26 protein-coding genes and 1 pseudogene are annotated in these 26,420 nt (G+C 53.9%); 6 read left to right on the forward strand and 21 right to left on the reverse strand.

The features are described 5' to 3' along the window. Nucleotides 1-1,647 (forward strand): ABC transporter permease, encoded by a 1,647-nt coding sequence (locus BRW62_RS04390; RefSeq protein ID WP_198406157.1) that lies wholly within the window; start codon nucleotides 1-3, stop codon nucleotides 1,645-1,647. Nucleotides 1,648-1,721: 74 nt separating this feature from the next. Beyond that, entirely contained in the window at nucleotides 1,722-2,303 is a 582-nt protein-coding gene (locus BRW62_RS04395; RefSeq protein ID WP_099798442.1) for a DUF1997 domain-containing protein, read from the forward strand. A 626-nt stretch (nucleotides 2,304-2,929) separates the two neighbouring features. Here BRW62_RS04395 and BRW62_RS04400 read toward each other — a convergent pair. From BRW62_RS04400 to BRW62_RS04470, 15 genes are all read right to left on the reverse strand, one after another. Beyond that, entirely contained in the window at nucleotides 2,930-3,409 is a 480-nt protein-coding gene (locus tag BRW62_RS04400; RefSeq protein WP_227517567.1) for a GNAT family N-acetyltransferase, read from the reverse strand. Nucleotides 3,410-3,411: 2 nt separating this feature from the next. Then, a complete protein-coding gene (locus tag BRW62_RS04405; RefSeq protein WP_227517568.1) occupies nucleotides 3,412-4,350 on the reverse strand; it encodes a tetratricopeptide repeat protein in 939 nt (312 codons plus the stop codon). Nucleotides 4,351-4,429: 79 nt separating this feature from the next. Then, nucleotides 4,430-5,212, reverse strand: a complete 783-nt coding sequence (locus tag BRW62_RS04410) for an ABC transporter permease (RefSeq protein ID WP_099798443.1) — start codon at nucleotides 5,210-5,212, stop codon at nucleotides 4,430-4,432. Nucleotides 5,213-5,292: 80 nt separating this feature from the next. Continuing rightward, entirely contained in the window at nucleotides 5,293-5,850 is a 558-nt protein-coding gene (locus BRW62_RS04415; protein WP_099798444.1) for a hypothetical protein, read from the reverse strand. A gap of 133 nt (nucleotides 5,851-5,983) precedes the next feature. Next, complete coding sequence (pflB, locus tag BRW62_RS04420) at nucleotides 5,984-8,239, reverse strand: formate C-acetyltransferase (RefSeq protein WP_099798445.1); 2,256 nt, start codon at nucleotides 8,237-8,239, stop codon at nucleotides 5,984-5,986. Nucleotides 8,240-8,777: 538 nt separating this feature from the next. After that, nucleotides 8,778-9,596: a PspA/IM30 family protein gene (locus tag BRW62_RS04425; protein WP_099798446.1), complete on the reverse strand. Its 819-nt coding sequence runs from the start codon at nucleotides 9,594-9,596 to the stop codon at nucleotides 8,778-8,780. Nucleotides 9,597-9,698: 102 nt separating this feature from the next. Then, nucleotides 9,699-10,478, reverse strand: coding sequence for an enoyl-ACP reductase FabI (gene fabI / locus BRW62_RS04430; RefSeq protein ID WP_099798447.1), 780 nt, complete (start codon nucleotides 10,476-10,478; stop codon nucleotides 9,699-9,701). Nucleotides 10,479-10,566: 88 nt separating this feature from the next. Continuing rightward, nucleotides 10,567-13,149: a M1 family metallopeptidase gene (locus BRW62_RS04435; RefSeq protein WP_099799829.1), complete on the reverse strand. Its 2,583-nt coding sequence runs from the start codon at nucleotides 13,147-13,149 to the stop codon at nucleotides 10,567-10,569. An 88-nt stretch (nucleotides 13,150-13,237) separates the two neighbouring features. Further along, the gene (locus tag BRW62_RS04440) at nucleotides 13,238-14,218 is read right to left on the reverse strand and encodes a glucokinase (RefSeq protein WP_099798448.1); all 981 of its coding nucleotides are present in this window, start codon (nucleotides 14,216-14,218) and stop codon (nucleotides 13,238-13,240) included. 15 nt (nucleotides 14,219-14,233) lie between these two features. Further along, the gene (gene purC / locus BRW62_RS04445; protein WP_099799830.1) at nucleotides 14,234-14,962 is read right to left on the reverse strand and encodes a phosphoribosylaminoimidazolesuccinocarboxamide synthase; all 729 of its coding nucleotides are present in this window, start codon (nucleotides 14,960-14,962) and stop codon (nucleotides 14,234-14,236) included. A gap of 10 nt (nucleotides 14,963-14,972) precedes the next feature. Then, nucleotides 14,973-15,956 carry a hopanoid-associated sugar epimerase gene (hpnA, locus tag BRW62_RS04450; protein WP_099798449.1) on the reverse strand — a complete coding sequence of 328 codons (984 nt, stop codon included), beginning with the start codon at nucleotides 15,954-15,956 and terminating at the stop codon, nucleotides 14,973-14,975. Nucleotides 15,957-15,964: 8 nt separating this feature from the next. After that, nucleotides 15,965-16,804 (reverse strand): acetolactate decarboxylase, encoded by an 840-nt coding sequence (budA, locus tag BRW62_RS04455; protein ID WP_099798450.1) that lies wholly within the window; start codon nucleotides 16,802-16,804, stop codon nucleotides 15,965-15,967. A 2-nt stretch (nucleotides 16,805-16,806) separates the two neighbouring features. Next, a complete protein-coding gene (ffh, locus tag BRW62_RS04460) occupies nucleotides 16,807-18,228 on the reverse strand; it encodes a signal recognition particle protein (protein ID WP_099798451.1) in 1,422 nt (473 codons plus the stop codon). A gap of 52 nt (nucleotides 18,229-18,280) precedes the next feature. Further along, nucleotides 18,281-18,373 carry a cytochrome b6-f complex subunit PetL gene (gene petL, locus BRW62_RS15095; protein ID WP_099798452.1) on the reverse strand — a complete coding sequence of 31 codons (93 nt, stop codon included), beginning with the start codon at nucleotides 18,371-18,373 and terminating at the stop codon, nucleotides 18,281-18,283. A 43-nt stretch (nucleotides 18,374-18,416) separates the two neighbouring features. Next, complete coding sequence (locus BRW62_RS04470) at nucleotides 18,417-18,716, reverse strand: 30S ribosomal protein PSRP-3 (RefSeq protein ID WP_198406159.1); 300 nt, start codon at nucleotides 18,714-18,716, stop codon at nucleotides 18,417-18,419. 101 nt (nucleotides 18,717-18,817) lie between these two features. On the opposite strand from BRW62_RS04470, the gene BRW62_RS04475 reads away from it, so the two are divergent. Beyond that, nucleotides 18,818-19,597 carry a TIGR01548 family HAD-type hydrolase gene (locus BRW62_RS04475; protein ID WP_099798454.1) on the forward strand — a complete coding sequence of 260 codons (780 nt, stop codon included), beginning with the start codon at nucleotides 18,818-18,820 and terminating at the stop codon, nucleotides 19,595-19,597. On the opposite strand, the gene rnhA is transcribed toward BRW62_RS04475, so the two are convergent. The 3 genes and pseudogenes from rnhA to BRW62_RS04485 form a co-directional block, all read right to left on the reverse strand. Beyond that, nucleotides 19,545-20,015, reverse strand: a complete 471-nt coding sequence (gene rnhA / locus BRW62_RS04480; protein WP_227517570.1) for a ribonuclease HI — start codon at nucleotides 20,013-20,015, stop codon at nucleotides 19,545-19,547. The genes BRW62_RS04475 and rnhA overlap by 53 nt on opposite strands. A gap of 26 nt (nucleotides 20,016-20,041) precedes the next feature. Then, nucleotides 20,042-20,170, reverse strand: coding sequence for a hypothetical protein (locus BRW62_RS14720; protein ID WP_257790496.1), 129 nt, complete (start codon nucleotides 20,168-20,170; stop codon nucleotides 20,042-20,044). A gap of 445 nt (nucleotides 20,171-20,615) precedes the next feature. Continuing rightward, nucleotides 20,616-20,957: pseudogene (locus tag BRW62_RS04485) on the reverse strand (MgtC/SapB family protein); the annotation flags it as partial. 427 nt (nucleotides 20,958-21,384) lie between these two features. Between BRW62_RS04485 and BRW62_RS04490 the strand changes: the two are divergent. After that, nucleotides 21,385-21,852: a photosystem I reaction center protein subunit XI gene (locus BRW62_RS04490; protein WP_099798456.1), complete on the forward strand. Its 468-nt coding sequence runs from the start codon at nucleotides 21,385-21,387 to the stop codon at nucleotides 21,850-21,852. Nucleotides 21,853-21,908: 56 nt separating this feature from the next. Continuing rightward, complete coding sequence (locus BRW62_RS04495; RefSeq protein ID WP_099798457.1) at nucleotides 21,909-22,031, forward strand: photosystem I reaction center subunit VIII; 123 nt, start codon at nucleotides 21,909-21,911, stop codon at nucleotides 22,029-22,031. Nucleotides 22,032-22,238: 207 nt separating this feature from the next. Here the strand turns inward: BRW62_RS04495 and mrdA are convergent, their stop codons facing one another. Together mrdA and hemC are read right to left on the reverse strand one after the other, a co-directional pair. Continuing rightward, the gene (mrdA, locus tag BRW62_RS04500; RefSeq protein WP_099798458.1) at nucleotides 22,239-24,008 is read right to left on the reverse strand and encodes a penicillin-binding protein 2; all 1,770 of its coding nucleotides are present in this window, start codon (nucleotides 24,006-24,008) and stop codon (nucleotides 22,239-22,241) included. Between the two features lie 86 nt (nucleotides 24,009-24,094). Further along, complete coding sequence (gene hemC, locus BRW62_RS04505) at nucleotides 24,095-25,063, reverse strand: hydroxymethylbilane synthase (RefSeq protein WP_099798459.1); 969 nt, start codon at nucleotides 25,061-25,063, stop codon at nucleotides 24,095-24,097. A gap of 303 nt (nucleotides 25,064-25,366) precedes the next feature. Here hemC and BRW62_RS04510 point away from each other — a divergent pair, with 303 nt between their 5' ends. Beyond that, the gene (locus BRW62_RS04510) at nucleotides 25,367-25,711 is read left to right on the forward strand and encodes a slr1957 family protein (protein ID WP_227517572.1); all 345 of its coding nucleotides are present in this window, start codon (nucleotides 25,367-25,369) and stop codon (nucleotides 25,709-25,711) included. Here the strand turns inward: BRW62_RS04510 and BRW62_RS04515 are convergent. Next, the gene (locus BRW62_RS04515) at nucleotides 25,688-26,419 is read right to left on the reverse strand and encodes an energy-coupling factor ABC transporter ATP-binding protein (RefSeq protein ID WP_099798461.1); all 732 of its coding nucleotides are present in this window, start codon (nucleotides 26,417-26,419) and stop codon (nucleotides 25,688-25,690) included. The two genes, BRW62_RS04510 and BRW62_RS04515, sit on opposite strands and share 24 nt — an antisense overlap. Nucleotide 26,420: the final 1 nt, after the last annotated feature.

Here is a 26,420-nt window from a genome sequence, read left to right on the forward strand (position 1 = left end):
TTGAAATCGATCTCTTACCCTTGGCGATCGCTGGCCTTACTGCGGCGCTGGGATGCCGTTGTTTGGCTGATTGCTGCCCTCATTGCCGTTCCGATTTTAGTGGTGCTCAGCCAAGTGTTTGTGAATACGGGCGATACGTGGCAGCACCTTGCGGAGACCGTGCTGGCAGACTATCTACTCAATTCTCTCTGGCTGATGCTCGGTGTGGGGGCAGGCGTGATCATCATCGGTGTGAGTACGGCGTGGCTGGTCACCAACTGCCAGTTTTGGGGGGCACGCTGGTGGCAATGGCTGCTGCTGACCCCCTTGGCAGCACCGGCTTACGTTCTGGCCTATACCTACACCCAGTTTTTCTCCTTTGAAGGAGTGTTTCAGTCGTTTTTGCGCCAGATCACGGGCTGGGAGTACGGCGACTATTGGTTTCCAAATATTCGTTCCCTTGGTGGGGCGATCGCTATGCTGATTTTGGTGCTGTATCCCTATGTTTTTTTGCTGGCGCGGGTGGCGTTTCTCGAGCAGGCCACCTGTAGTTTAGAAGCCAGCCGCTCCCTCGGGTGCAACCCTTGGCGCAGTTTTTGGACTGTGGCGCTGCCCCTAGCGCGTCCGGCCATTGCAGCGGGCACCAGCTTGGCGCTGATGGAGACCCTCAATGATTTTGGCACCGTCCAGTACTTTGGGGTAGATACCTTTACCACGGGTATTTATCGGACATGGTTTGGCATGGGGGAACCCACTACGGCGGCTCAGTTGGCCTCTGTCTTAGTGGTCATTGTCTTTGCCCTACTGGTGCTGGAAAAGTGGTCACGGGGGAAAGCACGCTACTACAATCGCGGTGGCGATCGCCCCATTCCCTACAAATTACGGGGATGGCGAGCGGTAGGGGCATGGTTCGTTTGCGCACTGCCGGTCTTTTTTGGGCTGCTCTTACCGGCAGGACTACTGCTGTACTTGGCGATCGCCTACCAAAAGGTACACCTCAGCGATGAATTTTGGCGGCACGCTAGCCACAGCCTAGTACTTGCTACCCTTGCGGCATTGCTGGCGGTAATCTTGGCGCTGCTGTTGGCCTATAGCCACCGCTTAGTGCCAACGGTGATCGTGCGCTGGGGCATCCAAGTGGCCGGCATGGGGTATGCCATTCCGGGGACAGTGATTGCCGTGGGTATTCTCATCCCTCTAGGCTGGCTAGATAACCGCATTAATGACCTCACCAGTCACTTTTGGGGAACAGAGGTGGGTCTCATTCTGAGTGGCACGATCGCCGCACTGATTTACGCTTACCTCGTGCGGTTTTTGGCAGTCTCCCTCAGTAGCGTTGAGGCCAGTCTGGTTAAAATTCGCCCATCCCTTGACGAGGTTGCCCGTACCCTAGGGCGATCGCCCTTTAATATTCTGCGCACCGTGCACTTGCCCTTAATGGCGCCCGGCCTCTTTACGGCAGGCATGATGGTCTTTGTAGATGTCATGAAGGAATTACCCGCCACCTTAGTTATCCGACCCTTTAACTTTGATACTCTAGCAATACAGGTTTACCGGTTTGCCTCCGATGACCGCCTGCCCGAAGCCGCCATGAGTGCCCTTGCCCTAGTGGTGGTGGGTCTAATTCCCGTGGTCTGGTTGGGGCGGCAAACCCGCTGGGTGGAGTGACCGCCTCGCAGCAGCCGCCTAGACAAATTCCTTAACAATTCGTTACATTATAAATAGCGAACACAGGGTGTGCTATGTACTTGAAATTTAGGGCCAGTCAATCCGTTAGCCTCAGCGTCGATACACCGACTGGTCAGTTGCAGCACTACCTGCGCCAGCCGCAGCGACTGGTGTATGCCCTAACGGATCCAACACGGGTGGAGTTCTTAGGGGGCGATCGCTTCCGCTTAAAAATGCGCCCCCTCAATTTTTTGATGGTCAGCTTGCAGCCAACGGTAGATTTGGCAGTTCAGGCCACCAGTGAGGGGTGTTTACAACTTCGCTCCTTAGGCTGCGACATTCGCGGTGTGGACTACATCAACCGCCGCTTTCACCTAGAACTTAAGGGTTACCTCCGTCCCCAAGCCACTGCCACCGGCACCGATTTAATTGGGGTGGCAGATCTTGAAGTGGGGGTGGATATTCCCTCGCCACTAGACTTTACCCCACGACCTATCCTTGAAGCCACAGGCAACAGCCTCTTAAAAAGTGTGTTATTGACCATTAAGCAGCGACTCATGCAACACTTGGTTGCTGACTATCAGCGATGGCTCACAGAAGTGGAGGTCAACCACACCGAGGATTGGCTGGTTTCGGTTCCTGCCAGTTCGGTATAAGTATCGGTATAAGTCGGTATAAGTAATTGTTGAGTAGCAGTCTGGTTCTCGATATATTGCTTAAATCACACAGGTATCTCTGCTCCCCAGTCGTTCCCCCTTGCGGGGCGGTTCAGTTATAGGAGTGATGTGGGCGGGCTAAAACCCCTCCGCTTTAGCGAGGGGATACAGCCAACTCAGGGGGCTTTAGCCCTCTCTATGTGTTAAACTAGAGACGTGGAAAGTAGGCGTATCAACTACGCGAAGAAACATCCTAGTACGGAGAAATCCCGGCAAGTAAGTCACTACCGCTTTGGCGGCAAGCCTAAACCACTGCAAGCAATGGCAGGATGTTGAGCGTATCGAATTGGCTAGTGTTGAAAAGCGCGAAACCACGAACCGAAACATAAACGTAGTCCCAATAGCAGAAATGCTTGAGGTGAGTAGGGGGTCTTTGACTGCCCCCACCCGCATTAAGTTGTGGGTGACAGCTCAAGGGAAAAGCGAAGCAACGCGGCTTCAGCCCGTTGCGTAGCATCCTTTGGGAATCCCCTCTCTTTCAAGGAGGGGAGAAGTCAAGCCCTAACCTACCGTAAGGTTTTCCTGCGCTGCATTTTGACAGTAGCGATCGCCCGTGAGGGGCTGACTCAACAGTAACTTCCGCTCCCCCAAACGGTGGTGTCCTCACCAATGACGACGAATCCGCAGCGGCGATAAAGCTGCCGCGCCGCGTTATTCTTTGCCAAAACGTGAAGGTACAACGAGGAGTAAGGGGATGCCGCCAAACTGGCAGTAACAGTGCTCAAGAGTTTGCGGCCAATGCCTTGGCGGCGGTAGTCAGGATGCACCGCCAAGTTAGAGAGGTAGGGCTGGGGATGACCATTGATCGGGCGTAGGTCAAGCTCAACACTCCCGACGCACAGCGGCTGGGGCGTGGTGGTAATGGCTAACCAGCAACGATAGTGAGGGCTAGCACTCCGCCAGCGATCGCGCAGGTCATGCTCTATACCCAGTTGGACAAAACTCCGCCAAAGCGCCTGCCAGCCATTCCCGGGGTGAAAACTAAAGGCAACCAGCAGAGCCACACTCGGTATATCTGCCGCAGCAGCGAGCCGAATTTCTATCATTCTTAGGGCTGAGGAAGGGCAGATTGCTCTGGTTGTAATTGGCTCAGCAGTGCCCGTAGGGGCGGCTTGGCCAGTAGGGCTTGGGTATCGGCAACAAGGCGATCGCCCCACAGATTCTCGCGCTGAAAATCAACAGTGCCGTAGCGACTATCGAGGCGCAGGGCTTCCTCCGCCAGCTTGAGCGCCTCTGCTTCATTCCCTAGTTTCAGCAGGGCTGTCGCTAAGGCTAGTTTCGGCTCACTGGCCTTCGGGTCAATCTCCGCCGCCTGCTCCCAATTTTTAGCTGCCTGCCGGATATTCCCCTGCTCATAGAGCACCAAACCAATATTGGTGTAGGCAGGCCAAAACCGTTTATCGTTACGCAGCGAACGCCGATATTGAGCAATGGCACGATCCGTCTGTCCCAGCTTGAGGTAGGCATTCCCCAAATTAAACCACTCTTCAGTGGCATCGGGTTTTAGGGCTAGCCCCTGCTCAATCACCCGAATAGAGGCTGCATACTGCCCTTGCCGAAAATAGGCTGACCCCAGATTAAAATACACCCCCGGATTTTGATCATTGAGTTTAAGGGAGCGCTCAAGGGCAACCACTGCCTCTTGCGGCTCATCAACGGTGAGGTAAAGTCCTCCCAGTAACGCCCAAATTTCGTGGGCTTGGGGTGCCAACTGCACCGCGAGTTTGGCACGAATGAGCGCCTCTTGAAACTGCTGAAACTGGGCAAGCTGTAGGGCTTCTTGAGCCACAATGAAGCCATTTTGCTCCATTTCTTTGGGATTCAGCTCAAGGGTTCGCGGCAAAACTACCTGCGCGGTTGCCACACCGCTACTCATGACCAGAATACCCAGACCAAGGGCAAGACGAGCAACCACCCTAAGCAGGGCAGACGTTTTCGGGTTATTGAGCACAGCAGGTTCCTCTTTGGTTTGCCACAGGCTGTCCACTTGTCAGTATTCTATACTGTTGCTTCGAAATCAGCGTATCCCGCAGACATCAATACCGTTTGCCCTCATCGGCAGTGGCTCAGAGATTACGGCGGGAAAAAATCCATGTGGCGATCGCCAACAGCGCCACCGTATAGATAACGCCATAGAAGGCACTGGCAACCAGATCCCCCAAGGGCGGGATCATGCCATAGACAGCGGTATTCTTAAAATCTAATCGTGACAAATCTGGGAAGATAAGATACAGAAACCGCATGAGTTGCCGCACTGCCTCACTCTCCATTTTTTGGCTGAGAATCACCAGATTTTGGCTAAAGTGTCCCATAAAGTAGAGGGCAATGGTCAGGAGTGTGGCAATCAGTGAACTGGTGAAGCTGCCAAAAAGTAATGCTGCCGCTGTCAGCAGTGAGAGTTGTAGGGCAATATAGAGCGAGGTCAAACTCAGTGCCCCTACAGGGTAGGCAAACTGATTAATACTCATAATGCCAAAGAGAATGAGGGTCATCAGTGCCACAAGGACAAAGAGAACCGCCGAGAGTCCTAAATGCTTGCCAATAATAAACTCAGCACGACTAATGGGCTTGGCCAGCATGACGAGGATGGTGCGTTTTTCTAGTTCTTTGTTCAGCAGGCTGCCCCCCACAAAGGCCGCAATCATTAAACCAAACAGCGAAATCCCAGCCATTCCCACATCGAGGCTGATCTTATCTTGAGTACCTGCGGAAACCTGACCCAGAATGACGACCGCTAAGGCAAGCCCTAGGGCAAACACCGCAGTGACGTAAAGAATACGCTCACGGAAGATTTCGTTAAAAACGTTACGGGAGACTGTCCACAGACGACTCAGTGCCAACTCCATCATAGGTGCCTAGTCAACTTGGGAAACGTTTCCGGCCATGGGTGCCATACCAAGGCCGCCAAGACCTGTGCTCCCATTGTAGGCTACTGGGGGAGGCGGCGAAGGTAAGGTAGGTTTTTGAGGCGGCGATCGCTGGAGTACTCAAACCCAAAATCAGCATACTCAGCCGTATTCACCAAACGACGAAAGGCAGAGAGCCCAATGCAACGCTTGCCATTGAGGGTACTCACCTTTGAGTAGGGGTTGTCTAGCTGACCGCCTAACAGCTCGAAGGCTTCTTCCGGGGTCAGCCATTCTTGGCGGGGGTCGCCGGTGGGAATTTGGGTTTCTAGACGTTGCAGCTTGTTAGCCAAACGCTCTACAAAACTTTGGCGGGGTTGTTGTCGCTGGCGACGGACGCGATCGCCTAATCCTTGCCAAAACAGGCGTACTTGCAAGATCAGGTATTGGAAAAACCGGCGTATTAAACGTCCGAGTTGCGCCAACAGTAACACCAGTCCTGTTTTGGTTTGTGCTGTTGAGGCGGAAGACGTTCCTCGCTCCACAACCACGCAACTCCAGCCACAGACGCTACACACTTGGCGTCCAGTAGAAAGGGGCGACCCTAAGCGAGCCGAACAACGGGGACAGGTTTCCAACATGGATAGCGTTCATCAAGTGATACAGATCAGCTTACCCAAACGGGAGAACCCCACGCTAAGTGACTCAAAAATCTACCCCGATCGCCACGCAACCGAGGTAGAACATGTAGCACTAATCTAAGCCGAACTGCGCCTAGAAGCGTTCATGGAAGGTGCGGTTAATAACATCCAACTGTTGTTCACGGGTGAGTTTGATAAAGTTCACCGCGTAGCCCGAAACCCGAATCGTGAGTTGCGGGTAGAGTTCAGGATGATCCATCGCATCGAGTAACATCTCGCGGTTGAGGACGTTGACATTGATGTGGAACCCTTGATCGTGGATGTAACCATCCAACATATTGGCAAGGTTGGCAATTTGATCCTCGCGAGTTTTGCCAAGGGCGCTGGGCACAATAGAAAACGTATTCGAGATGCCATCTTGGGCATGGATGTACGGCAGTTTGGCCACCGATGCTAACGAGGCGATCGCCCCTTTGGTATCGCGACCGTGCATAGGGTTGGCTCCCGGCGCAAAGGGTTCACCGGCTTTGCGGCCATCGGGGGTGCTGCCGGTTTTCTTGCCATAGACAACGTTGGAGGTAATGGTTAGCACCGATTGCGTCGGCACAGCATCACGGTAGGTCTTATGCTTGCGGATCTCATTCATGAAGGTTTCCACCAGCCATACGGCCAAGCTATCGACGCGGTCATCGTTGTTCCCGTACTTAGGAAAGTCACCCTTGATCGCATAATCCACCGCCAATCCTTCGGCATTGCGGATGATCGTCACCTCAGCGTATTTAATGGCCGAGAGGGCATCCGCCACCACCGATAGCCCCGCCACACCACAGGCCATGGTACGAAATACATCGCGATCGTGGAGCGCCATCTCGAGCCGTTCGTAGCAGTACTTATCGTGCATGTAGTGGATGACGTTGAGGGTGTTGACATACACTTTGGCCAACCACGCCATCATTTGTTCCAAGCGCGGCAGCACATCCTCCCACCGGAGGGTGTCACCGGTAATCGGGGCAAACATGGGAGCCACCTGCATCCCTGATTGTTCATCACGGCCACCGTTGATGGCGTAGAGTAGGGCTTTTGCTAGGTTGACCCGCGCGCCAAAGAACTGCATTTGTTTGCCCACCCGCATTGCTGAGACACAGCAGGCAATGGCATAGTCATCTCCCCAGTAGGGACGCATCAGGTCGTCGTTTTCATACTGGATGGAACTGGTGTCGATGGACACCTGAGCACAGAATTGTTTGAATGCCTGCGGCAAGTGCTCTGACCACAACACCGTTAAGTTTGGCTCAGGCGCTGGCCCCAGAGTATAGAGCGTATTGAGGATCCGAAAACTAGTCTTGGTGACCAGCGGACGGCCATCTAAGCCAATCCCACCGATAGATTCTGTAACCCATGTTGGATCGCCGGAGAATAGCTCGTTGTATTCGGGAGTTCGCAGGAACCGCACCATCCGCAGTTTCATCACAAAGTGATCGAGCCACTCCTGAATGTCCGCTTCGCTGGCGGTACCGAGGCGCAGATCCCGCTCGAAGTAAATATCTAAAAACGTGGAGACCCGTCCCAAGGACATGGCAGCGCCGTTTTGCTCTTTGACTGCAGCCAAGTACCCAAAGTAGAGCCATTGAACGGCTTCTTTGCCGGTGCTGGCAGGCTTGGTAATATCAATACCATAGCTGGCGGCCATCTCTTTGAGTTCTTTGAGAGCCTTAATCTGCTCTGAGAGTTCTTCGCGTAGGCGAATGGTCGCTTCGTCAATTGTGTCCAGTTCTAGGGAGGCTTGCTGCGCCTGTTTGTCGGCAATTAGGCGATCCACCCCGTAGAGTGCCACCCGACGATAGTCACCAATAATGCGTCCCCGACCGTAGGCATCTGGCAGGCCTGTAATAATGCCGGACTTACGACAGCGGCGCATTTCTGGAGTGTAGGCATCAAAAACGCCGTCGTTATGGGTTTTGCGGTACTTGGTGAAGATCTCTTTGGTACGAGGATCTAGCTCGTAGCCATAGGCGTTGAGAGAGGTTTCGACAACACGAATACCGCCAAAGGGCATGATGGCGCGTTTGAGGGGTTTATCGGTTTGCAGACCCACAATCTGTTCTAGATCGCGGTCAATGTAGCCGGGGGCATGGGCGGTAATACTGGAAGGAACGCTGGTATCGACATCGAGCACACCTTTTTCCCGCTCTAGAGCCATCAGGTCACGCACTTTTGCCCATAACTGTTGGGTGCGATCGCTGGCCTGGGCTAAAAATGCCGCATCTCCTAGGTAGGGCGTATAGTTGCGCTGAATAAAATCGCGTACATCCACCCGCGTGACCCAATCGCCACCCGTAAAGCCATGCCATGCAACCTCAGGGAGGTCAGTGTAGCGTGTACAGTTCATAATTTACAATCCTCAGTAATGCAACAAATCAGCGTCATTTGCGATCGCTATTTTTAATGGTTTTTAATGCTTTTTAATGCAAAAGGCACTCTTGAATGATGCCAATCAAGCTGAGCTTTGAGATGGGAAGAAATTGTGCTCCCAAAACGTATTCAAGAAACGGATGATTAGACGGTTTAGACAACTGAAATGGAGTTTAGTACGGTACTCCCACACCACTACTACTATTATAACTCCAGTCTTTGGTCATCGGTTTTTGTATCCTGAACTACCAAGGGTTAACGCTATCTCTTGAGAAGATCGGTGTTGCTCAATGTGACTATGAATTCCCTCATCCCCAACCGTTCTCCCTAGGGAGAAGGGAGCTAGGATTCTTGTTCCCTCTCTTTTGGGAGAGGGCTAGGGTGAGGGCGGCAAAAGACTCAAACCCGAAAGTCATACGTCTATTCAGCAACGCCAAAAAATTAGCGCGAACAGCAGCGACCAATCACCGTTTGTTCGCGAGCTTGGGTGGTATGAAGTTGCCCCTAGCACTGATTCATTTGAGAAGCTCACGCAGATATGCTATGTCATCCTCCCCGGAACTGGGTGAGGCATCTTGTATATCAGTGATCGCAGGAGGGGTGGACGCTCTTGGACTGGTATCAGTAACCGCTTGTGGTAGCGTGCCTGCTGGCGAGGTATCTGGTAATAAGCCAAGTTGTTTTTTCATTTCTAGCAGCTCAAATTGCACCTCATCGCTACCCGCACTGCTTTCAAGGGCTTGAAATTTGCTTTCCAGCGTATCCCCACTCAACTCGGCAATGGCTTGGGAGCGAGCTTCCATCTGCAGAACTTTATCTTCCATGCGATCAAATACAGCCATGGCATTGGAGGTGCTTACCTTACTGACCGCCTGATGGATTTGCTCTGAGGCTTTGGCGGCCCGAGCCCGCGCTTTGAGCATTTCTTTTTTGGTTTTGGCCTCCGCCAGTTTGCTCTCTAGAGCCGTCAAATTATCCTTAAGCGTTTTGACCTGTGCCCCCATTTGATCCACTTGGGTTTTTAAGGCAGCGGCGGTATCTGTAGCGGTCTTTTTGCGGCTGAGGGCTTCCATGGCAAGGGCTTCATCCCCTTTGCTGAGGGCAAGTCGTGCCCGATCTTCCCATTGCCGAGCCTGTTGCAGGTTTTGGGTATATTGTTGTTCAAGGCGTTTTTGCGCGGCGATCGCCTGAGCTACGGCTTGGCGCAGTTTAACCAAATCTTCATTCATGTCAATGATGGTTTGCTCCAGAATTTTTTCTGGATCCTCAGCAGCACTGACAAGGGCATTGAGGTTAGAGCGCACGGCCATGCCGACCCGTTCGAGTAAACCCATGCTTCGCCTCACTAAGTAACTCGTTGACTCTACTGTAGCGCACCAACTCCAAATTACCAAAAAAACGCCGTAAAGCCCCTGCCTTCAGGCATGGGGAGTATGTCAAATGCCCATAATGCAATAGCCCGAATCCACGTAAAGAATCTGTCCGGTAATGCCGCTCGCTAAGTCACTGGCCAAAAAGGCAGCGGCATTGCCCACTTCGGTTTGGGTGACCGTGCGACGCAGAGGGGCTGTTGCCTCAACATGGTGAATCATGTCAAGGATGCCACCGACGGCGGAAGAGGCAAGGGTGCGAATAGGCCCTGCCGAAATACCGTTTACCCGTACCCCCTGAGCGCCCAATTCCGCAGCAAGGTAACGCACATTCATTTCCAAGGCGGCCTTGGCAATACCCATGACATTATAGTTAGGCACAACCCGTACCCCTCCCAAGTAGGTGAGGGTAACAATCGCCCCACCGCTTGTCATTAGGGGCTTAGCAGCACGACTGAGGGCAATGAGGGAATAGGCACTAATATCAAGGGCAAGGTTAAACCCCTCCACAGACACCGCAGAAAAATCCCCACTCAGATCCTCTTTTTGGGCAAAGGCGAGGCAGTGAATCAAAATATCCAGCCCTCCCCATGCGGCTGCAAGTGATTCAAACGCATCTGTGATCTGCTGGGGCTGCTGCACATCGAGGGGCAATACAAGCTTTGGACTCAGGGGGGCAGTCAGTTCTTCAACCTTTTGTTTAAGCTTGCCGCGCTCATCAGGCAGGTACGTTACAGCCAGTTCAGCACCAGCGGCATGGAGTTGCTGGGCAATGCCCCACGCAATGGAGCGATTATTCGCAATCCCCGTGACAAGAGCGCGTTTTCCCGACAGGTCTAGGAGCATGGTGTACGGCCTTCATTGATGATCCAAGACTTGATCGTAGCAGAGGGAGGGATGCCCACCCTAGTATTCTCCGCAAGCGTAAATGGGGCTAATTTGCTGCTGCGTCGGCATGGGTAGCCTTCGTTTTGGCTTCTAGATGCTCCAAGCGACTTTTGAGGGTTTGGTTTTCCTTTTGCAGGTCGCTGAGGGTCGTTTCGAGGGTTTTTAAGCGCTCATCTGTACCAAGGGCGTTTTTCAGCTTGGCAATGCTCTCATCCACCAGTCGCTTGATGCGGCCATCGCTGGTGCGATCGCCCACAGCCTGCAAAATCGCCAATACGCGGGGATGATCAATTTGACTGAGGGCTTGGACAACCGCCACTTGGGTCAAGAAAAAGGTTTCATGGCTCAACTGCTCTAAACGCTCGAGGATCTGGCGCAGCTGGGGATGATGGCGATCGCCCATGGCACCCAGCGTGCGAATAGCGGCAAGGCGCAGTGGTTGAGGTACCGTGGCTGCTGTATAGCTGAGTACCAGTTCCACGGCCTCTGGTAACTCTTTGAGGTACCCTACACCGGCGATCGCCCCACAGCGCACCACTTCATTCCACCCTTGGCGAGTGTCTAGGGCACTGCGCAACCGCTTGAGAACTTTTTCGGGGCTGGGTTTGGGTTGGGGCTTAGCCGCAGCAATCATCCCGATGCCTTTGAGGGCAGCGGCTTCCACACGGTAGCTCGGATCACCGTGCTTGGCAATGGCTTTGAGATGGTTGTAGGCGGCCGCACTCTTAAAACTGGCGATCGCCTCAACGGCAGCGTTGCGCACCTGAGGTTGGGGGTCTTCAAGGGCACAGCAGAGCGCCTCTAAGCTTTGATCGAGGCGGATGGTTCCCAAGACGCTGGCAATTTCCTGCCGGACTCCCCAGAACGGCTCTTCCTTTAGTGCTGTTGCCAAGGCGTTGACCACCTCCAGATTGCCTTTTTTGCCCAGAGCGATCGCGGCGTGAATCCGCCCTAGTACGTCTGGATCGTGGCGCAACTGAGCCATTAATTCTGGGAGGGGGTACTCTAGGGTCACGGTTTTGAGGGTGTGGTTGCCGGCATCAAAACTCACAAAGCTGGGCTGCTGCGGCAGGGGTAGGTAAAAGGTGTGCTCAGGTTCATAGACCCGCAGGGTGAGCGTTTGCAGCGATACGTTGCCCCCCGCCTCAACGGTGCCGATCGCCACCGGAATGCGCAGATCAAAGAGATTTCGCTCTAGGGGACTCACTCCCTCCGTGACCTGTTGCTGCTTGATGGTTAAGACCGCTAAGCGATCGGTACTCTCCCAGCGATAGCTCACATGGAAGTCGGGATGACCACCGCGAAACACGTACTGGTCAAATAGGGGGAGCAGGTTCCGTCCAGTGGCGGTTTCAATGGCACGCAGCAGATCCACCGTTTCCACGGTTTGGTGGGCATAGGTTTTCACAAAGGTCTGGATAGCTTTCCAGAACAGGTCATCCCCTAGCGCTTGGCGGATCATGTGATAGACACACGCGCCTTTTTCGTAGAGGTGGCGATCGTACAGTTCAATGGCTTCGCGGTAGATATGGGTAACAATGGGACGGCGGTAGCGATCGCTATCTTCACTGAGGTAGTTGCGCAACTCTCCGAGGCGATAGTAGGCGGCAAAATCAGCCCCGTATTCCTCCTCAAACCAGAGCACTTCGGCATAGGAGGCCATCCCCTCCTTTAGCCAAGCGTGAGACCAGTGCTTAATCACCACTAAATCGCCAAACCACTGATGCGCTAACTCGTGCGCTACCAAACTTTCAGTGCGGAAATCGTCTTGCGCCGCGCGCTCGTCCAACAAACAGCGATCGGTGAGCAGGGTGGTGGAGGTATTTTCCATCCCTCCAAAGATAAAATCCGCCACACAGACTTGGGCATACTTGGGATAGGGATAGGGATAGTCATAGATGCGACTAAAAAAGTCAATCATCTGGGGGGTTTTGCCTAGGCTGCGGCGGGCATCATCAGCGCGCTCTTTGGCCACATAATAGGTGACGGGTTTACCCTGCCACTGATCGTCGAAAACAGCAAAGTCCCCGACGGCCAAGGTCATCAGGTAGGTGGGGTGAACTTGGGGTTGGTACCAGTGGAAAACCTGCCAATCGCCCTCTGGGTAGCTGGCGCGTAGTTCCCCATTGGAAATGGCCTGTAGGGCGTGGGGCACCCGCACCCGCACTTCGGAGGTGGCCAACTGGCCGGGGTAGTCAAAACAGGGAAACCAATAGCGGGAGTCTTCGTCTTCCCCTTGCGTCCATGCTTGCGGCGGGGTCGTGTCCACAAAATAAAGGCCACGCTGGGGGCGATCGAGATGGTACTCAATCGTCAGCAGTAGGCTTTGATCGGGGCTGAGGGGAAAATTCGGCTCTAGGGCAAGGTCGAGGTGTTCGCCATCGTAGGTGAAGGGGTGGATCTGGTGCTGGAGGGTCACCCCCTGAATGCGTTGGCCAACAGCATTGAGGCGCAGGTGCCGGACGTGGGGGTGCAGGGGGCGCAGGTGTAGGTGGCAGTGTCCCCAACACTGATGCTGTGCCAGATCAAGGGTCAAATCCAGAAAAATATGCTCAACCCGAACGGGGCGATCGGGGCTGTAGTGGGGACGAGCACCGCTGAGGACAAAGGGGTTGGATGAGACAGCCATGGAGCGAAGGTAGCCAACCAGCAAACAGTTCTCAGTGTATCCCATCCACAGGATCGAGCCATAACTGCACTCTCCGCCAACCCTTGCCTCACCCGCCCTGAGCCGCAAGATGAACGGTGCCCAGCAGCCCCACCTCTGGGTTGGTAATGACGGCAACAAATAACTGCTCCATCAATGGCCGGAATCGCCCCTTATCTAGAAAATGAGTTAAGAACGTGCCATCGGTCATCTTCGGTAAAATTTTTGCCGCAATTCCGCCAGCAATAAAAATCCCCCCCAAGGGGAGGCTTTTGAGGGCAAGATTTCCCGCCTCAGCGCCGTAGGCCGCCACAAACATCGTCAAGGCTTGAGCACACAGGGGATCCCCCGCCATGCCAAACTGACTAATAACCGCCGCCCGATCCATGGTGGCCATCGCTGTTTGTACCGCTGCGGTTTCTGGGGCAAATTCAATACTTTTGAGGTAGTCGTAGATATTCACTAACCCCGGACCTGAGACCACCCGCTCGACCGAGACCCGCTCGTAGTGTTGCCACAGGTAGCGCAATAGGCCAATTTCTAGTTCATTCCGGGGAGGAAAGTCGGTGTGCCCCCCCTCAATGGGTAACACCTGATAGCGATCGCCCTGCCAGAGCATGAGGGCTTCTCCTAAACCGGTGCCTGCCCCCAATAAGGCAATGGGCGCCTGCGATCGCCGCGGTCGCTCCTGCAATACCACAATGTCGCTCGGGGGCAACACCAACGAGCCATAGGCCACGGCGGCAAAATCATTCAGGAGAGTGACACAGGGAATATTGAGAGCATCCTGTAACTCGTGGGCGCTTACCCGCCAGCCTAAATTTGTAACTTGCGCGGTTTGATCAATGACTGGCCCGGGGATGCCGAGGCACGCCCGCTGTGGCACCACGGAGCCTTGGCTGAGAAAGTCCTGTAACAACTGGGTTAAATTGGCAAAGTCGCGGCTAGCATACGTCGCGCTGCGCAGTAAGTGCCAATCACTACCAACAACTTCCCACAACTGCACAAGGGTCTTTGTGCCACCAACATCAGCGCCGAGGATAATGCTCATGTTGCGTCTCCATCGTTAGGGTTGGGAATGGGCGAGCACCCGCTGCATAACGAGGGCGTAGGCCTCTTCAATCGCACCTAGATCTTGGCGGAAGCGATCCTTATCTAGAATCCGTTTTTGCGGATCCGCCTCCTCTTGATTCCACAGGCGACAACTGTCGGGGCTAATTTCATCAGCAAGAAGAATCGTGCCATCGCGGCGGCCAAACTCCAGCTTAAAGTCCACTAGGGTAATGCCACAGTCTTGGAAAAAGCCCTGCAGATGGTGATTGACCCCTAAGGCCATCTCAATGAGGGTGTCTTCCTCAGCAGGGGTGACAAGGTTAAGGAGCCGCAGGCGATCGCGCGTCAGCAGCGGATCGCCAAGGGCATCGTCCTTGAGGTAAAACTCCACTAGGGGTGGGGTTAGCTCTAGGCCAAGGGGTAGCCCCGTCTGACGGCACAGGCTGCCGGCGGCACGATTGCGCACAACCACTTCTAGGGGAATAATTTCAACGCGGCGCACCTGCATCTGTTGTGGTGCCACTTGGGCAATGAAGTGGTTGGGGATACCCTGAGCCGCCAAATACTGGAACAGATGACTGGCGATCGCGCAGTTCATCACGCCTTTATTTTGAATGGAACCCCGCTTTTGGGCATTAAAGGCGGTGGCATCATCCTTAAATTCCGCCAAGAGAATGTCAGGATCAGGTGTTGCATAGATTTTCTTGGCTTTCCCTTCGTAGAGCAGGGGATGATCACTCATGGCAAAGTCCTCAATGGCAATACCCCCGGTCACGGTACCATGCAACTGCCTCGGCCAATGCCTGATCAATCGGTGTTTGGGGCAGTCCCAATTCCTGTACCGCTTTAGTGGCATCGTAGAACATCGTTTGCTGAGCCATCCGCACGCCATCCACCGGAATGCGAGGGGGGGTGCCAAGCGCGCCCAAGACCACTTCATCGATCCAGGCGATCGCCAAGGGCAGCCACACTGGAATTGCACCACGGGGTGGGGGTAGCCCCGTCAGCGCTGCTAAGCGGTTGAGAATTTCGCCAAGGGTCAGATTCTGATGTCCCAGAATGTAGCGATCGCCCGTTCTGCCTTTTTCCAGCGCCAAGACATGACCGATCGCCACATCCCGCACATGAATCAGGTTCAAACCTGTTTCCACGTAAAAGGGCATCTGCCGTCGCAAAAAGCGCAGAATCATGTCTCCGGTGGGCGTGGGCTTGGCATCCCAGGCTCCAATGGGGGTGCTTGGGTTGACAATTACAATATCTTGGCCTGTCGCCACTGCCTTGTGGGCGGCCTGCTCTGCCCAATACTTCGAGCGTTTGTACTCACTAATTAACTTGTCTGGGGGGCTTTGGTAGCGCTCGGTCGCCGGTTTACCACTGGGATCCACGCCAATGGCAGCCACAGAACTGGTATAAACGGTGCGCTCGACCCCTGCCTGTTGGGCAGCCGCCAGTACGCGCTGGGTTCCCACCACATTCACTTGGTAGAGGCGATCGCGCTCCCGCCGCCAGAGGCTGTAGTGAGCCGCCACATGGAAGAGTGCTTGACAGCCCTGCATCAGGGGTACCAAATCGCTGTGAACGAGATCCCCTTGCACCACTTCCACCCCTAACGTTCTTAAGTGGGGGGCACGATCAGGCTGCCGCACTAAGGCTCGCACCCGGTAGCCCTTTTCCATGAGGACTGTGGCAACGTGGGTTCCCACAAAGCCACTCGCACCAGTGACAAACACCTGCATAGGCAAAGCTAACGATCCTGCTCTGCGGCTTCTAATTCGTGGCGGGTATCCTTCGTTAGATCCACACCGCGAAAGGCATCTGTATCCGGCAAGGCAATCTGGGTATAGGGGGTTTCATCAAAGGCAATCGTTATGTTCCCAGTCAGACAATCCAGTAGGTGCCCTCCACAGGAGCGATCGTGGCTGAGGAAATGAAAATGAAAGCCGGGGATATTCACCATTTGCATGTACAGCGGCACCCAAAAGCCAACGAGGGTACCTTGAATCTGTTCAAACCGACAAATTTGCGCCTGTGCTGCCGCATCAATCAGCCGAGTTGCCGCCGTTTGGCGGCTGACGGTGCGGGTTTTAATCAGAGGAAAAGTGCCCTCAATGCGAATGGCATAAAACAGGTTATCGGAGGGCAGCAGGGATTTGAGGTGAGCTTGTAAACCGTCGTAGTTCAGGGCGTCATGGCAAACATGGAGCACGTCTTGGTTCCAGACAGTCACGGTGGCAAAGGGAGTTTTTACTGTTTCTGGCACCATGGCAACTGTGCCATCACTGCGCAACTGATAGACTTCTCCCTCCAGCACCACCATTTCCCCATCGAGGTCATCGAAGGTGCCTAGGCCAAAATTTCCCCGCTGCTTGAGTTCGCCAATGGTTAGATCACCGCGATACACCCCTTCTACCAACGCGCTAATCGTAGAGGTTTGAAACAGGGTTTCCTCCCCCACGTTGAGGTATTGGCTGAGCGCCTGCTCTAAAATTTGACTCAGGCTTTGACCACTGACGCGGCGGTGTTGCTCTAGGGCATCCTTCAGATGGGGAGCGATCGCACACAGAAGGACGTGGGTTTCTGCCATGGTTAGAGCACTCCAAAACCCTTACGTTTTTTCTGCTTTTTAGGCTTTTTCGCTGCTTGAGCGCGCCCGCCCCGTCCAGCCAGAGGATTCATGCCCGGCATCATGGGCATCCCCGGCATCCCAAACTGGCCTTGCCCCATCTGCTGCATGAGGGAGCGCATCCGCTGGAAGTCACTCACCAGTTTGCTGACATCCGCCACCTGATAACCGGATCCCTTGGCCACCCGTTGACGGCGACTGGGGGATCCCGCGAGTAGCTCTGGATTGCGGCGCTCTTCGCGGGTCATGGAGTTAATCATGGCTTCTGCCCGCTTCAGTTGCACCTCTCCCTGCTGTAGCTGCTCACTCGAGACTTTGTTCATTCCCGGAATCAGTTTCATGATCCCCGCCAAGGATCCCATATTCCTGAGGAGCCGCATTTGCTTGAGAAAGTCATCAAAGTCAAACTGAGCTTCGAGGATTTTGCGGGACATTTTTTCGGCATCCGCCAAGTCCACTTCCTCTTGGGCTTTTTCCACCAAGGTGAGCACATCCCCCATCCCCAGAATTCGCGAGGCGAGGCGATCGGGATAAAAGGGCTGGAGGGCTTCGACTTTTTCGCCCACGCCAATAAACTTGATGGGTTGGCCGGACACCTGCCGCACCGATAGGGCTGCACCACCGCGAGTATCACCATCCAGCTTGGTGAGAATAGCACCGGTAATTCCCACCTGTTCATGGAAAGCACGGGTAAGGTTCGCTGCCTCCTGACCGGTCATGGCATCCACGACTAGGAGGGTTTCGTGGGGCTGTACGGCGTCTTTAATGGCGGCTAGCTCTGCCATCATTTCGGTATCAATTTGCAGCCGACCTGCGGTATCAATAATAACGGTATCTACCCCCAAGGCCTTGGCGTGGGCAACCCCGCGCTGGGCTATTTCCACGGGATTAGCCTCGGTGCCTAGCTCAAAAACCGGTACATCAATTTGCTTTCCGAGGGTCACTAACTGGTCAATGGCAGCAGGACGATAGACATCGGTGGCCACCAGCAGGGCGCGGCGATTCTCTTTGCGCAAATGGAGGGCAAGCTTTGCGGCGGCGGTGGTTTTGCCAGTGCCCTGTAAGCCAGCCATCAAGATAATAGTAGGACTGGGGTCGGCCTGGGCAAGGGGACTGTAGGACTCCCCCATAATTTCTACGAGGGCATCGTAAACAATTTTGATAAACTGCTGATCCGGACGTACCCCAGCAATGACCTCTGCCCCGATCGCCCGCTGCCGGACGGTCTCGATAAAGTCTTTGGCCACTTGCAGGTTGACATCTGCCTCTAGCAGAGCGCGCCGAACTTCTCGCAACGCTTCTTGAATATTGGTTTCGGTAATTTTGTCTTGGCCGCGGAGGGTTTTCCAAGCAGATTCAAGGCGTTCGGCAAGCGCGTCAAACATGAGATCGCAGATTGAAACAGAACAGTGGAGTTAACACGTGCAACGCGTTAACCTAGATGAGTTTGACGGTGCGCAGGGCATAGAATAAGCCTACGGCCAACGCAATAGCACCGGCAATAACAACGCCATACACGATAACACCCATAGTGGTTTCTCCTCTGTGGTTTTAGGGTTTGTGTTGGGGGAACCTAGGCAGTGCCGACAAAACTGATGTCGCTAAACCGTTTTTGGGCTTCGGCAACTGGACGGTTTTTACCTTCCTCCTGCCAGTAGTTAATGATCTCCGTGGCACGATTTAACAGCTCAATGCGCTCAGTTTCCGAAATCCACGATTTACTTTCCAGTTCAGCCTTCAGGAGTTCCCAAGCATCGGTGCGCGGCCAGAAAAAATAGGAGGTGAGGGGGCTAGTGCCTTTTCCTACCACCTGATCGACAGCGATCGCCACATCTTTTTCCAACCAAAGCACTCTAAGGGTGAAGCGGGACAAGTGGAACCTCCCAAGCGAGTTTTGAATATAGAGCGTCTTCTATAATAGCGAATTAGTTCAACGTCTCACAAGTTGTCTTGAAGCGTGTCGGGAGCCTTCGCGTGTCTAGCCCACGAGCCTGTACCTTTTTTGATATTGATGGGGTGATCCGTGATGTCAGCCGTTCCTATCGCCGTGCCCTTGCGGATACGGTGGAATATTTTACCCACGGTGCCTACCGCCCGACTCAAAAAGAGATTGACGATCTCAAGGCCGAAGGCTGCTGGAATAATGATTGGGATGGTGCTCAGGAACTGATTTACCGTTATTTTGAGCAACACGGACATCAGCGTCACCAGGTTGCCCTCGACTACGATACCCTCGTAACATTTTTTGAAGATCGCTATACGGGGCAAAACTGGTCTGGCTATATCCAAGATGAACCGCTGTTGGTGGATTTAGACTATTTCCAAGCCTTCAGTACGGCGGCGATCGCCTGGGGGTTCGTCAGTGGTGCCACCCGCGACTCAGCAGAGTATGTCCTCAAGCAGCGCTTGCAATTGCATCATCCCCTCCTGATTGCTATGGAGGATGCCCCGGGCAAACCCAACCCGCAAGGGCTGATCTGCGCCTATCGTCAAGCTATCCCTGACGGAGATGTTCCTGTCTTTTATGTGGGCGACACCGTGGCAGATATGCAAACCGTGGTTAATGCTCGCCACGCCGTGCCTAGCCGTTGGTATGGCTTGGGGGTGATTCCGCCCCACGTCCAGCCAGCAGATCGGCCGCACTATGGCGATCGCCTCCGAGCCGCAGGGGCTACAGCGGTCTTTGAGTCAACCCGTGACATTACCCCCGCAGTCTTGGATGCTGTCTTAGGGGAATCGGCTGGCCACGACTAAAGCTACGGGCGATCGCATCACAGCGTTCATTCCCCACGTTACCACTGTGACCGCGGACGTGATGCCATGTCACCGCAGGATCGTTGAGGGCATCTAAGGCTTGCCACAGGTCTTGATTTAAGACAGGCTTGTTGGCTGCGGTTTTCCACCCCCGTCGCTTCCAATTATGAATCCATTGAGTAATGCCCTTGAGCACGTACTCGCTGTCGGTGTAAAGGGCGATCTCCCCCCTAGGGCTGATCTGCCGCCACAACTTCAGGGCTTCAATGGCCGCTTGTAGTTCCATCCGATTATTGGTGGTTTGCGGATCCCCACCGCCCACTTCGTGAACTGCATCATCCTCAAAATACATCACCACTGCCCAGCCGCCTGGCCCTGGATTGCCCTCACAAGCGCCATCGGTATAAATAGCTGTCAATGCTCCACCTCCTATCATTAGAACAACTAGATCAGCCGCTCCTCCACAGACCACCGCGTTGCCCATACCCCCGGCTCCAGACTGAGGCGATTCATGAGTACTTCCACCGCCATATCGCGACGTTCATGGCAAACGAGTTCTAGTCGAATGATCACATCGGGTAGGGCTGGAAGCCCCGTACTTCAGTGCGGGGAGGAAAGCTTCTTTAGCAACTTCAGTTGCCTTGGGTTATAATTGTAGTGCGGACACCAGAAACGGTTGTTCAAGGCACTGGTAACGGTCGATTGGGGGTGCTGTAAACCACCCCAGAGGCTCGCGGTTGGCTTGCTAACTGCAGGGCTACTAAAAGCTCCCTGCTTTAGCTGGGAGTAGTTTACTTGCTGTGGTTTATCTGCTGGATGCTGGCTCCACAGCGATCGCACTTGGAGGTCGCCACTAATACTGGTTAACAAAATCGTGCGAATGAGACTTTCCTCCTCCAGTCGAGCTATGACTTCACACGGAACTGTGTAGGGGCGTCTTGACAGCGCCTTTATGAGTCCGTTTATGGACTGCGTAAGAATCCCCCACCTTTAGGTGGTGGGAGTGTCAAACCGTGGCCACTAGCCCGTGAATGACATAGCCCCCACCGGCAAGAATACCCAAAGCCGCCGCACACCAAAGGGTTGCTGCTGTATTGAGGCCACGGATGGTTAACCCCTGCTGTAGGATCACCCCACCCCCCAAAAAACCAATTCCAGACACCACTTGAGCGGCAACGCGCGTTGGGCTAGTCTCCCCCGGAATCATCAGTGAAAACATGACAAAGATAGCCGCCCCCATCGACACCAAGGTATTGGTGACTAGCCCTGCCATCCGGTGCCGCCACTGCCGTTCAAAACCTAGGACAGCCCCAAAGAACGCCGCCGCAATCAGCCGCGTCATAAAATCTGACCAAGCCATTCCTAGAGTCTCAAGCCTGCTATCCTATGACCCACGAGGGTTGAATTTGGTAAAGAAAGACAGAAAAAAGTAGCCAAACTGCGAGGGCTTGGCTACAAATACAAAAAATATACTAATACAATAAACAATTATGTATAAGCATCCTAAAATCTCTCCCCAGCACTGTCAAGTTATTACTCACTCAGTTGCCCAGCCGCCATTACCCTAAACTCAACTCACCGCGATTTTCCCCCGTGTAAAAATCAATCATTTGCTGGGCATCTTGGGCAAGCCGTGCCCCTTGGATTAAGAAGATGTTGCGATACATGAACTTTCTTGAAGAGATAGCCTTTGCCTCTCCCGCGATCGCCCATGCTTCCCTAGAATAACCACTTAGGTCTGTGCCTTGTGCAATCAGACATGACGGAATGCTAGGGAAATAAAAATCATGGCAGACGAACTGGTTAAGCCGTACAATGGCGATCCCTTTGCGGGGCATTTATCCACGCCAATCTCTGACTCTGGCCTTGTGAAGACATTTATCAGTAACTTGCCCGCCTATCGTCAAGGCTTATCCCCCATTTTGCGGGGTCTTGAGGTTGGGATGGCGCACGGTTATTTTTTGATTGGCCCTTGGGTGAAGCTAGGCCCGCTGCGGGACTCGGATGTTGCCAACTTGGGCGGTCTGATTTCCGGTATTACCTTAATTCTATTGGCGACCGCTTGCTTAGCTGCCTATGGACTGGTTAGCTTCCAAAAAGCGAGTAGTAGTGGCGATGCCCTGAAGACTGGTGAAGGCTGGAGTCAGTTTACCGCTGGCTTCTTTGTAGGTGCCATGGGTGGTGCCTTTGTGGCCTTCTTTTTACTAGAAAACTTTGCCGTTGTTGATGGCATTATGAAGGGCCTCTTTAACTAAAACGAATGGCTTACCCATTTGATTGACTTGTTGACCCTCAAGGAGAACCGCTGATTATGATGGGATCTTACGCTGCGTCCTTTTTGCCTTGGATTTTTATTCCCGTTGTCTGCTGGCTCATGCCGGTTGTTGTGATGGGCTTACTCTTTCTTTACATTGAAGGAGATGCCCAAGCTTAGCGGCAATCTAGCCTTACACGCAGAATAGCCAAAGACTGGTTAGTTGACATACTCCCCGCAGCTAAAGCTGGGGAAGTCTTGTTACTGGTTCTACGACAGCACTTACGTCCTTGGGTTGCCCCGCAAACGCAGAGGTGCGTGTTTCCCCAGTCGTTCCCCCTTGCGGGGCAGTTCCCTTTTTCACAAAGGTACTGCCATTCCATGTTTCTAGCGATCGCGCGTCTTCATGTAGGCTTGAATGACCTTGAGAACCATAGGCCCACAGATGGAGCCACCGCCGCCACCGGAGTTTTCAGCAAAAGCAACAACGACAATTTCTGGATTATCAGCGGGTGCATAGCCGCCAAACCACGTGTGGTGAGGTCGCGGTGGGTCTTCGCCAGTGCCACTCTTGCCAGCGATCGCCACGTCAGGAACATTTAAGGCACTGCCGGTTCCATTGGTCACCACCTGCCGCAACCCTTGACGCACAACCCTGACCGTTGAGGGTTTTAAGTTCAAGGACTGGCGCCAGCGATCGGGGTTATCAGAGCGAATTAAATGGGGACGAACTTTATAGCCACCGTTGGCAGGCACCGCAAACATCACTGCTGCCTGTAGAGGACTCACTTGCAATGCGCCTTGGCCAATGGACACAATTAACGAATCGCCATCGTACCACCCCTCGCCAAAGGTCTCCTTTTTCCACTGGGGATCTGGCACAAACCCCGCCGCCTCCCCAGGCAGATCAATCCCCGTTTTTGACCCCATGCCGAAACGGCGCGCCCACTCCACTAATGTTTCAGGGCCGATCCGTCGCCCCACTTGCCCAAAAAAAGTATTACTACTCCATGCCAATGCGCCAGCAAACCCTTGGGGGCCAAAACCAGCCCGGTTCCAGTCGTGAAAGGCAAACCCACCCGTGTAGAGGGCAGGATAGGTCATCAGCACAGTATCGGGGCTAAACTTACCGGACTCTAACCCCGCTACTGCTGTCACCACCTTAAAGGTGCTTGCGGGAGGAAACCCTTGGAGGGCACGATTGACAAACGGAAATTGCCGTCGTTGTAATTCATCCCACTGAGCTTGGGTCATGCGCCGCGCAAACCAGTTGGGATCAAAGGCTGGATAGCTGGCCAAGGCCAGAATGGCACCATCCCGAGGATCCATCGCCACGATCGCCCCGTTTCTATTGCCTAGAGCGGCTTCCGCTGCTTTTTGCAAATCCAGATCAACTGAAAGGACGATGTCATTGCCCGGGCGGGCGACCTTTTGACCAAGGATGCGAATCACCCTACCTTGACCATCCACTTCAACCTGTTGCCCACCCCAGGTTCCCCGTAGTGTTGTTTCGTAGGTGGCTTCCACCCCCATTTTTCCTATAACATCCCCAAGGCGATACCCTTGACCACGGCGGGCTGCCAATTCTTCTTCATTTAGCTCGCCAATATAGCCAAGGATATGTGCGCCAATTTCCCCGTGGGGATAAAACCGCAAGGCCTCCCGATCCACTTCAACCCCGCTCAGAAAGTTGCGATGTTCTTCAAGGGCGACAATTTGAGCTTGGCTAATGCCTTGGGCAATACGAATGAGCGACGGTGAATTCACGCCCGCTTGCTCGACCCGCTGCTGAATTTCTGCTGGCGGAATTTTGAGAATTTTGGCGAGTAACGCGACGGTTTGCGGCCATTCTGGTTTTTTGGCTGCCAGTGGCCATAGGAAGACGGAGTAGGAGAAGGTATTCCCTGCTAAAATCCGCCCTTTACGATCCAAAATTTTGCCCCGCTCCGGTGGTTTGGGAATCAGGCGAATGCGGTTTTCATCTGCCATTTGGCGATTGCGATCGCCCTCAACCAACTGTAAATAACCAAGGCGAGCACCAATGCCACCAAAGAGGAACGCGCTCATCACACATAACAGGACGAGAACCCGTCCTTGCTTACCCACCGCGCGATCGTAGGCTTGATAAGTCGCAGCTCGCGTTTTCAGCATGGCCATAGGCAGTGAGGATGATGTTGGTGAACCACAACACTGCCACTCTACCAAGAATTACGCAATAGTGCGCCTAACGTTGACGGTAGCAGCTAGCGTTCGGAACGCACCGTGGCAAAAATTTCGGCTAGAATTTCGGAGGCTCCCTGTTCTCTTAAGGTCAAGGCCAAGGACGCGCCCAGTACTTCAGCAGTGCTCGGATCGCCAGTGATCGTATCTTTTACAAGCCGTTGCCCATCCAGGCTAGCGACTAACCCCGTTAGGCGGAGTTGCCCTTGCTCAATCACCGTATGTACGCCAATGGGGACTTGGCAACCGCCTTCTAGTTGCCGCAAAAAGGCACGTTCGGCGAGGCAGCGGGCAGCGGTTTCAGGGTCTTCAAGGGTTTTAATGAGGCTCAGGATCTCCGGGTCGTTGCTGCGGCACTCAATGCCAAGCGCGCCTTGGCCAACAGCGTATAGGGATACACTGGCGGGCAGAACTTGACTGATGCGATCGCCAAAGCCAAGGCGACGTAACCCCGCCACCGCCAAAATCAGGCCATCGTACTCTCCCGCATCCAACTTGGCCAGACGGGTATTCAGGTTGCCCCGCACATCCTTAAAGGACAGGTGAGGATAGTGGTGGCGCAGTTGAGCGAGCCGCCGTAGGGATGAGGTGCCAATGATCGTACCTGCGGGTAGAGTTTCGAGGGTGTACCCCAGCCATTTTGCCCCCAACACTAGGGCATCAGCAGGGTCTTCCCGCCGGGTAATTGCGCCCAGCATCAGCCCGTCTGGCAGGTGGGTGGGCAAATCCTTGAGGGAGTGCACCGCCAAATCAGTCTCTTGCCGCAGCATCGACAGTTCGAGTTCTTTGGTAAACAGACCCTTATCCCCAATTTTGGCCAAGGCCACGTCCAGAATATTATCTCCCTGGGTAGTCATGGTCACCACTTCAAAGGAGCGATCGCCATGGCGGGCTTGCAGTTGTGTCTGTACCCATTCTGTTTGCACAAGGGCCAGTTGACTTTTGCGTGAGCCAATGCGGATAGGTCGCTGGGTTGAGGGGGTGGCAGTCATAGGGTCAGTTCAAGGGTCGAAGGGGTGTGAAGCACCAAGCCATTATAGGTCGCACGGATCCCAGCGAGCAAGGCATCGAACATTCCCCTGCAGCAGAACTGAGGCACACTATCCCCTTGCAAACCTTTAATAGCGTCAGCGGAACATCAGAGTCGCCTAGCGTGACGCATAAGGGATGTTGTCTTTTGTTTATTCTCTGCAACCAAAGGATTAAGAGTTACAACAAGCCGTTCAAGAGAATTTGCTCTGTCTGTTATGGTCGCAATAGAAGACTTCAATCTTGTTACTCATTTTTTACTCATTTTGAGTCCAGTACTGCCTATGGATAGCCCCTCGTCGTTGCTGAAATACTCTTACAAATCAGCCTTGGCATGGTGCCAAGAGAACGGCTGGACCGATTTGTTTGTCGAGCAGTACCAGTACTGGGCCTTTCCGCCGGGTGGGGTGATGCCCTTGCCGCTGCCCTCTCAGGCGCTACACCTTATTGAATTGCCCACAGTTACATCGCCACAGCAGCGATGTTTGCAGACGCTGTCCTTGGCGATCGCCCTTGTCGCCACAGGGATGAGTTGCTGGTTTCAGTCCCTGATGCCCTTATTAGTGGGTTTTAGTGCCTGCGCTCTTTTAATTGCTGCCCAAGATGCCTAAATCCTCATTTGTTGCCAAGGATTGTTGCTGATAAATGAGGGGCATCATCGCTGCAGGAGCGCCTTGGCCAATAATTTTGCCATTATCCAGCACAATGGCTCCATCCGCTTGGGCTAACTCATTTAATCGGTGGGTGACCCACAGGGCAGTGATGCCTTGGCAGTTCACCAGTTGGCGGACATAGTCCAAGAGTTCCTGCTGGCTCTCAGGATCAAGTAAGGCAGTGGGTTCATCCAACAAAAGGACACGGCACTGGCGAGCGATCGCCCCAGCAATGGCCACCCGTTGCTTTTGACCGCCACTGAGGGCATAGATAGGGCGGCGCTCTAGCCCTTGCAGGTTCACCGCTTGCAAGGCCGCACTGACCCGCTGTCGCACCTCCCAGTAGGTCAACGATTCACCATTCAAGCTAAAGGCAATATCGGCACCAACGCTGGGCATTACCAATTGATGATCCGGATTTTGAAACACAAAGCCAAAGGGCTGCGCAATGTAGCACTCGCCGGATTCGGGGGGCAACAGCCCGGCCAACAAACGAATTAATGTGGACTTGCCGCTGCCATTGCGACCTAGCAGCATCCACAGTTGCCCTTGGGGAATCGTCAGCGACACGCGATTCAGCAGTAATGTCTCCGGTGACCAACCAAACGAAACGTCTTTGAGGGCGATCGCCGGGGGTGGCGACACACTATTTTGGACAATTGCCATG

It is taken from the genome of Thermostichus lividus PCC 6715 (assembly GCF_002754935.1).
Taxonomy (GTDB): Bacteria; Cyanobacteriota; Cyanobacteriia; order Thermosynechococcales; family Thermosynechococcaceae; genus Thermosynechococcus; species Thermosynechococcus lividus.

What these genes read in the sequence shown, in the direction of transcription:
- ffh (WP_099798451.1), bottom strand. Translation starts at nt 18,228, where the DNA reads ATGTTTGACGCGCTTGCCGAACGCCTTGAATCTGCTTGGAAAACCCTC.
- budA (WP_099798450.1), bottom strand. Translation starts at nt 16,804, where the DNA reads ATGGCAGAAACCCACGTCCTTCTGTGTGCGATCGCTCCCCATCTGAAG.
- pflB (WP_099798445.1), bottom strand. Translation starts at nt 8,239, where the DNA reads ATGAACTGTACACGCTACACTGACCTCCCTGAGGTTGCATGGCATGGC.
- fabI (WP_099798447.1), bottom strand. Translation starts at nt 10,478, where the DNA reads ATGCTCCTAGACCTGTCGGGAAAACGCGCTCTTGTCACGGGGATTGCG.
- hemC (WP_099798459.1), bottom strand. Translation starts at nt 25,063, where the DNA reads ATGACTGCCACCCCCTCAACCCAGCGACCTATCCGCATTGGCTCACGC.
- BRW62_RS04415 (WP_099798444.1), bottom strand. Translation starts at nt 5,850, where the DNA reads ATGTTGGAAACCTGTCCCCGTTGTTCGGCTCGCTTAGGGTCGCCCCTT.
- BRW62_RS04490 (WP_099798456.1), top strand. Translation starts at nt 21,385, where the DNA reads ATGGCAGACGAACTGGTTAAGCCGTACAATGGCGATCCCTTTGCGGGG.
- mrdA (WP_099798458.1), bottom strand. Translation starts at nt 24,008, where the DNA reads ATGGCCATGCTGAAAACGCGAGCTGCGACTTATCAAGCCTACGATCGC.
- BRW62_RS04410 (WP_099798443.1), bottom strand. Translation starts at nt 5,212, where the DNA reads ATGATGGAGTTGGCACTGAGTCGTCTGTGGACAGTCTCCCGTAACGTT.
- petL (WP_099798452.1), bottom strand. Translation starts at nt 18,373, where the DNA reads ATGGGTGTTATCGTGTATGGCGTTGTTATTGCCGGTGCTATTGCGTTG.
- BRW62_RS04400 (WP_227517567.1), bottom strand. Translation starts at nt 3,409, where the DNA reads ATGATAGAAATTCGGCTCGCTGCTGCGGCAGATATACCGAGTGTGGCT.
- hpnA (WP_099798449.1), bottom strand. Translation starts at nt 15,956, where the DNA reads ATGCAGGTGTTTGTCACTGGTGCGAGTGGCTTTGTGGGAACCCACGTT.
- purC (WP_099799830.1), bottom strand. Translation starts at nt 14,962, where the DNA reads ATGAGTGATCATCCCCTGCTCTACGAAGGGAAAGCCAAGAAAATCTAT.
- BRW62_RS04425 (WP_099798446.1), bottom strand. Translation starts at nt 9,596, where the DNA reads ATGGGTTTACTCGAACGGGTCGGCATGGCCGTGCGCTCTAACCTCAAT.
- BRW62_RS04495 (WP_099798457.1), top strand. Translation starts at nt 21,909, where the DNA reads ATGATGGGATCTTACGCTGCGTCCTTTTTGCCTTGGATTTTTATTCCC.
- BRW62_RS04440 (WP_099798448.1), bottom strand. Translation starts at nt 14,218, where the DNA reads ATGAGCATTATCCTCGGCGCTGATGTTGGTGGCACAAAGACCCTTGTG.
- BRW62_RS04435 (WP_099799829.1), bottom strand. Translation starts at nt 13,149, where the DNA reads ATGGCTGTCTCATCCAACCCCTTTGTCCTCAGCGGTGCTCGTCCCCAC.
- BRW62_RS04395 (WP_099798442.1), top strand. Translation starts at nt 1,722, where the DNA reads ATGTACTTGAAATTTAGGGCCAGTCAATCCGTTAGCCTCAGCGTCGAT.
- BRW62_RS04515 (WP_099798461.1), bottom strand. Translation starts at nt 26,419, where the DNA reads ATGGCAATTGTCCAAAATAGTGTGTCGCCACCCCCGGCGATCGCCCTC.